Annotated in this window: 6 protein-coding genes and 1 pseudogene; all 7 read left to right on the forward strand. The window is 39.4% G+C overall.

Translation table 11 applies throughout. From position 1 onward, the window contains the following. Positions 1-345 (forward strand): annotated as a pseudogene (ftsA, locus tag AB1A03_RS05950) (cell division protein FtsA); the annotation flags it as partial. 74 nt (positions 346-419) lie between these two features. Then, positions 420-629, forward strand: a complete 210-nt coding sequence (locus tag AB1A03_RS05955; protein WP_354623700.1) for a cell division FtsA domain-containing protein — start codon at positions 420-422, stop codon at positions 627-629. Then, entirely contained in the window at positions 610-846 is a 237-nt protein-coding gene (locus AB1A03_RS05960) for a hypothetical protein (protein WP_354623702.1), read from the forward strand. Before AB1A03_RS05955 ends, AB1A03_RS05960 begins: the two co-directional genes overlap by 20 nt. Next, positions 843-1142: a cell division protein FtsA gene (locus AB1A03_RS05965; protein ID WP_354623704.1), complete on the forward strand. Its 300-nt coding sequence runs from the start codon at positions 843-845 to the stop codon at positions 1140-1142. The genes AB1A03_RS05960 and AB1A03_RS05965 overlap by 4 nt, the downstream gene beginning before the upstream one ends. A 36-nt stretch (positions 1143-1178) precedes the next feature. Continuing rightward, a complete protein-coding gene (gene ftsZ / locus AB1A03_RS05970; RefSeq protein WP_354623705.1) occupies positions 1179-2369 on the forward strand; it encodes a cell division protein FtsZ in 1191 nt (396 codons plus the stop codon). An 82-nt stretch (positions 2370-2451) separates the two neighbouring features. Continuing rightward, complete coding sequence (gene lpxC / locus AB1A03_RS05975; protein ID WP_354623707.1) at positions 2452-3378, forward strand: UDP-3-O-acyl-N-acetylglucosamine deacetylase; 927 nt, start codon at positions 2452-2454, stop codon at positions 3376-3378. Positions 3379-3598: 220 nt separating this feature from the next. Further along, a partial coding sequence (locus tag AB1A03_RS05980; RefSeq protein ID WP_354623709.1) for an HDOD domain-containing protein occupies positions 3599-4399 on the forward strand: 801 nt, incomplete at its 3' end.

Here is a 4399-nt window from a genome sequence, read left to right on the forward strand (position 1 = left end):
ATTGGCGAGTCTACTTCGAAAGGAGTGGATAAAGGCTTAGTTATTGATTTGAATTCTGTCGTAGAGGCGATTAAAACGGCTCTGGAACGTGCAGAGAAAATGGCAGACTGCTCAGTTTCATCGGTTAACCTAAATGTGTCTGGCTCTCATATTGAATCATTAAATGAATCAGGAACATGGGCAATTGAGGATCATGAAGTCAGCACATATGATGTGGAGAGTGTTTTACACAACGCTCGCTCTGTGAAAATTCGTGATGACCAACGTCTTTTAGATGTGATACCACAGGAGTTTTCTATCGACTATTGGGGAGTATTAAAAACCCATTGGGGCTATCGGGAGTAAAATTAAAAGCAGACGTTCATTTAATAACTTGTCATAACGATTAGTGAAAAATTTAGAAAAAGCCGTAGAACGATGTGGCTTGGTTATTAATCAGCTTACCTTTTCAGGTGTCGCTTCAAGCTGTTAGAAATTTAAGTGAAGATGAAAAAGAGTTAGGTGTCTGCGTTGTTGATATGGGGAGCGGTACCATGGATATCTCCATTTATGTTGCAGGGGCGCTAAAATACCGTTTAGTACTTGATTACGCAGGAAATTCGGTGACGAATGATATTGCCATTGCTTAGTGCTCCGCCCAGTTCTGCGGAGGAGATCAAGGTTAAACATGGCAGTTTGAATTTAGATCAAATAGATGATGATGAGATGATTGAGTTGCCGAGTGTCGGTGGTCGAGATATGCGTCGTTTACCCCGAAAGACATTAATCAACGTGATCGAGCCGCGCTATAGTGAATTACTAACGATGGTGAAAAAAGAGATCTATAAGTTAAATGAAAACTGTTGAGTGAAGGGTTGAAGCAGCAATTAGCCGCTGGAATAGTGTTAACGGGAGGTGCTGCACAAATCCCGGGCTTAGTTGAAGTTGCTGAAAAAGTTTTTGATAATATACAGGTTCGCATTGGTAAACCGCAGAATATTCAAGGTTTAGCCGAATTTGTTGATACTGCTGCATACTCTACTGCGGTGGGACTGTTACGTTATAAAAATGAGGGATTTTCAGTGAATCATGAAACAATCATAGAAAATCCATTGATAGTATTTTTTAATAGAATAAAAAGTTGGATAAAAAAAGAATATTAGTTGGTATGATATATCTCACCAAGGTGGAGACACATAATGTCTGAACAATTAAATAAAGTGGAAAAAGAGCAAATGTTTGAAATAGTTGACGAAGAGCATACACAACAGGCAGTCATTAAAGTCGTCGGCGTCGGTGGCGGTGGTGGTAATGCGATTAATCATATGATTGATAAAGGGCTAACGGGAGCTGAGTTCATTGCAATGAATACTGATGCTCAAGCATTACGTTCATCTAAAGCCACGGTACGTTTGCAGCTTGGTGCCTCGATTACGCACGGGTTAGGTGCGGGCGCTAACCCTGAAGTTGGGTATAAATCAGCATTAGAAGATAAAGAAAATATTCGTAATATTTTAGCTGGCGCAGATGTAGTGTTTATTGCGGCAGGTATGGGGGGAGGAACGGGAACGGGTGCTTCACCTGTTGTCGCGGAAGTGGCTATTGAACTTGGTGCTTTAACTATTGGTGTTGTCTCTAAGCCTTCATTTTTTGAAGGTAAAAAACGCATTAATTATGCGAGTCAGGGGATTGCCAGATTATCGGAGCATATTGACTCTTTATTAATCATCCCAAATGATAAATTACAAAAGTCATTACCTAAAGGTGTTACCTTCCTTGGTGCATTAGAAGCTGCAAATGGTGTGTTGTATGATGCAGTATCTGGTTTTTCTGCCATAATTAATAACGAAGAAAGTACCATTAACATTGACTTTGCTGATGTCAGAACCGTAATGACAGAAGCTGGTACCAATGCGGTAATGGGAATTGGTGTTGCAAAAGGTGAAGCACGCGCGGAAGAAGCTGTTGAACTTGCTATCTCTTGTCCGCTTCTTGAAGACGTTGACTTATCTAATGCACGTGGAGTGCTTGTTCATATTGTGGCTGGTATGGACTTCACTTGGGATGAATATGAAACGGTTGGTGATGCAATACGTGAGTTCGCCTCAGAAGACTCACAAATTATCATCGGTGTATCTGTTGATCCAAAACTTGATACCGCTGAACTGCATGTAACCGTGATTGTGACGGGTCTTGGGGAGCGTAAATCAGACCTTAGTGTGGTGAAAAACCCAGTGGCATCGGCAGAGACTCCTGTTGCAGTGAATGCGGTAGAAGAAAAAGCCACAGCAGATGAATCATCAGAACAGGTCGAAGATTCATTGTCTAAGGAAAAACCAGAGAGTAACTATTTAGATATTCCTGCGTTTTTACGTAAACAAGCCGATTAATAGGTCGATTTGATATTTGTGATATATATCTCAAACTGATATACTCCGCAAAAATCGAAATATGCGATAGATAGGGGCTAAGATGATTAAACAAAGAACATTAAAGAAAAGTGTTAAATCAACAGGTATTGGTTTGCACTCAGGAAATAAAGTGACGATAGAGTTACATCCTGCGCCTGCTAATACAGGCATTGTTTATCGTCGTATCGATTTAAATCCTGTTGTAACATTTAAAGCGCATGCTAGAGCCGTTCAAGAAACGCTTTTGTGTACTTGTTTAGTGAATGAGCAGGGTGAAAAAATTTCTACGGTTGAGCATCTCTCTGCTGCGTTAGCCGGATTAGGTATTGATAATATTATTATTGATGTCGATGCACCTGAAATTCCGATTATGGATGGTAGTGCTAGTCCATTTATCTTTTTATTACAGTCGGCGGGTATTGAAGAACTTAATGCGGCAAAGAAATTTATTCGTATTAAAAAAACAGTTCGTGTTGAAGATGAAAAAGAGGGTAAATGGGCCGAATTACAGCCATCAGCATCAGGCTTTAGTTTAGACTTTAAAATTGATTTTGATCACCCCGTATTCGAAGGTCAAAATCAACATATAGAGATGGATTTTTCTGGTGATCTCTTTGTAAAAGAGATTAGTCGCGCAAGAACCTTTGGATTCATGAAGGGTGTTGAGCAGCTACAAGCTAATAACTTAGCGCTTGGTGCAAGCTTAGATAATGCCATTGGCTTGGATGAGTTCCGGGTTTTAAATCCAGAAGGCTTACGCTACGAAGATGAGTTTGTGAAACATAAAGTGTTAGATGCCATTGGTGATCTCTATCTTTCTGGTTACACCATCTTAGGTCACTTGAAGGCTTATAAAACAGGGCATGCATTGAATAATCAATTATTATGCGCAATGTTAGAAGATCAAGAAGCTTGGGAAATGGTGACATTTGAAGAGCCAGTGAGTGAATCACCTGTTCAATATATTGAGCCAGTCTTCGCCGTTTAACAAAATGCTCTCATCTATCTAAAAATAACCTGATAATCGTTGCTGTTTATCAGGTTTTTTTATGGTTAATAAATAGTTTTATCTAACTGTAAAATAAATCCACAATTTTCGCTAATTGGTATTATTATCACAACGCATCTCTCTATTTGCTGATTTTTATATTTCGATTCTAAATAGCTACCGCTATACTTTTTATTTTATAAAGTGTACTAAGGTAGATATGTATTCACAGCAAATTGATAGGATTAATAAGCAACTTTTATCAGATAATATCGAAAATAGCTTACTACCTATTCCTGAAAATTTAATGGCGCTGCGGCGTTTATGCCATCGCCTTGATTCATCTATCTATGATGTTGAATTAGCGGTTGCTAAGGAGCCTGCATTTGCTACCTATATACTTAAATTAGGGAATTCAGCCCTGTATAGTACGGGCAAAGCGGCGAGTATAAACCTGCTCTCGGTTATACAACGCATCGGAATGCATAGCGTTAGTCAATATGCACTCACATTTGTACTTAAAAATCTTCATGAGCAGCAATTTGTATCGCCTGATATCGCCGCTTTGTTACAAGAAAATTGGCGGCTTGCTTGGGATTTATCCCAACAAGCGACGCAACTCTATACCCAGCATCGTTTAAGCGGCAGTGCCAACGTCAAAAAAATAGATATTTCAGATATTTTATTACTGGGTATTTTACAACATACGGGGCGTTTAGCTGTGCTTAGCGATTTTAGTTTACAGTATCAATGTGGCTTTTCTCACCGTGAAGAGGAAATGAGCAAGCGTGCAGATCTGCTCAACACAAGGTTGTTACCTTTGTTGTTTAAGCATTGTGGATTACCTGTCAATTATGCTCAACTATTTACCACCGTCCCTGACCATAAACAGCCGTTACATGCCATGGATTACCTGTTTGCAGCCGCCTTATTAAAAGCGCAGGAAGAGTCACAAGAAAAAACAGCGCATTATAATCTGTTATTGGATAACTTTAACCAAGCAGCGATAGTTAAAATAGCG

It is taken from the genome of Psychromonas sp. MME2 (assembly GCF_040566515.1).
Classification (GTDB): Bacteria; Pseudomonadota; Gammaproteobacteria; order Enterobacterales; family Psychromonadaceae; genus Psychromonas.